The following is a 1,862-nucleotide window of genomic DNA, read 5'->3' on the forward strand; positions in this document are numbered from 1 at the left end:
GTCGTCGCCTTCGGCGACACGGTCCGTTCCGGCTGGACCCTCGCTGTCGTGGCGGGCCTGGCCCTGTCGATCGCCGGCGCGATCCACCTCGGGAGAGATCCCCGCTCCCCGGCCGCCGAGTCGGGTGTGAGGATGAGCGCATGAACACCCCGGCGAGCCAGACCCCCACCGCCGACGTCTCCGTGCGCATCGCCTGGGCCGATGACGCGGACGCCATTGCCGCGGTCCAGGTCCGCGCGTGGCAGGTGTTGTACGCCGACCTGGTCCCTGCCGAGGCACTGCCCTCCGACCCCGAGCCGATCGCGGCGGCCTGGCGTGGCTCGCTCGGCAGGCCCGACGACGCCCGCCACCGCGTGCTCGTCGCGCTCGAGCGCAACCGGGTCACCGGCTTCGCCCTCACCGGCCCCGCGTCGGATCCCGACGCCAACCCGATCGCCGACGGCGAGCTCAGCGAGCTGACCCTCGACCCCACTGAGCGCGGCAAGGGACACGGCTCACGACTGCTGCAGGCCGCGGTCGACACCCTGGCGGCGGACCGGTTCACCCGCGCGGTCACCTGGGTGATCGCCACCGACGACGGCCACCGGCGCTTCCTGACCGAGGCCGGCTGGGCGCCCGACGGTGCACACCGGGAGCTCGACCTCGACGGGACCGGCACGACCACGGTCAAGCAGGTCCGCCTGCACACCGCGATCGGCTGATGGCGGCCACGCCCCTCCCGCCCGCCGAACGTTCGGGGATCATCCGCGAAGGCATCGTGGTCGGGATCGCCACCGGCACCTACGGCATCTCGTTCGGTGCGGTCGCGATCACGGCCGGGCTCAGCGTCCTGCAGGCGTGCGCGCTGTCCCTGCTCGTCTTCACCGGCGCCTCCCAGTTCGCGCTGGTCGGGGTCATCGCGGCCGGTGGCGCGCCCCTGAGCGGAGCCCTGGCGGCGATCCTGCTCGGCACCCGGAACACCCTCTACGGCCTGCGGCTGGCGCCCCTGCTCCAGTGGGCGGGCCTGCGCCGCGTCGCCGCCGCCCAGATCCTGCTCGACGAGTCGACCGCGATGGCGGTCAACCGGGGCTCCACGCCGGCGGCCCGCGTCGGTTTCCTGAGCACCGGGCTGGCGGTCTTCGTCCTCTGGAACGCCGCCACCCTGGCCGGTGCGCTGGCTGGCACCGCGATCGGCGACCCCCGCACGTACGGACTCGACGCTGCCGTCGGCGCCGCGTTCCTGGCCCTGCTGTGGCCGCGCCTGTCCGCGCGTCGCAACCAGGTCGTGGCCCTCGTCGCCGGAGCCGTCGCGCTGGGCCTGGTGCCGATCACCGCGGCGGGCGTGCCCGTGCTCGCCGCCGGCGGGGTGGCGTTGCTGGCCGGCGTGCTGAGCGGGCCCAGGACCGTGCGCTGATGTGGCTCGCGATCCTCGTGGCCTCGCTCGGCTGCTACGCCCTCAAGCTCGCCGGGCTCTCGCTGCCCGCGCGGGTGCTGCACAACCCGCTCGTCGAGCGCATCGCGGACTTCATCCCGGTGGCCCTGCTCGCGGCGCTCGTGGCCGTACAGGTGTGGTCGTCGGGGCCGTCGCTGACAGTGGACGCCCGGACCGCGGGCCTCGGCTTCGCCGTGGTGGCGCTGCTGCTGCGCGCACCGTTCCTCGTGGTCGTGATCGGCGCGGCCGTCGTCGCGGCGCTGCTCCGGCTGCTCTGACCGCTCGGTTGGTTTCCCCGGATATCCGGGGAAACTCACGCTCTGCCCCCAAGGCTTCGGGGACAGAGCGTGAGTTCCGCTACCTCAGCCGACCGAGACGGCGCTCCAGGCGGCCGCGACGGCGCCCTGCTGGGTGCTGCCGGCGCCGTACAGGTCGCGCGCCGCGTCGAGCG

General features: G+C 74.4%; 3 protein-coding genes. All 3 read left to right on the forward strand.

What is annotated here, in order from left to right; all coding sequences use genetic code 11:
• Positions 1-140 precede the first annotated feature (140 nt).
• From RMO85_RS14500 to RMO85_RS14510, 3 genes are read left to right on the forward strand one after another with little or no spacing between them, the layout of a single operon-like run.
• Positions 141-701: a GNAT family N-acetyltransferase gene (locus RMO85_RS14500; RefSeq protein ID WP_310529433.1), complete on the forward strand. Its 561-nt coding sequence runs from the start codon at positions 141-143 to the stop codon at positions 699-701.
• A complete protein-coding gene (locus RMO85_RS14505) occupies positions 701-1,393 on the forward strand; it encodes an AzlC family ABC transporter permease (protein WP_310529434.1) in 693 nt (230 codons plus the stop codon). Before RMO85_RS14500 ends, RMO85_RS14505 begins: the two co-directional genes overlap by 1 nt.
• A complete protein-coding gene (locus tag RMO85_RS14510; RefSeq protein ID WP_310529435.1) occupies positions 1,393-1,689 on the forward strand; it encodes an AzlD domain-containing protein in 297 nt (98 codons plus the stop codon). Before RMO85_RS14505 ends, RMO85_RS14510 begins: the two co-directional genes overlap by 1 nt.
• The last annotated feature ends 173 nt before the right edge of the window (positions 1,690-1,862 follow it).

The organism is Nocardioides sp. (assembly GCF_031422975.1).
In the GTDB taxonomy this organism is placed as follows: domain Bacteria; phylum Actinomycetota; class Actinomycetes; order Propionibacteriales; family Nocardioidaceae; genus Nocardioides.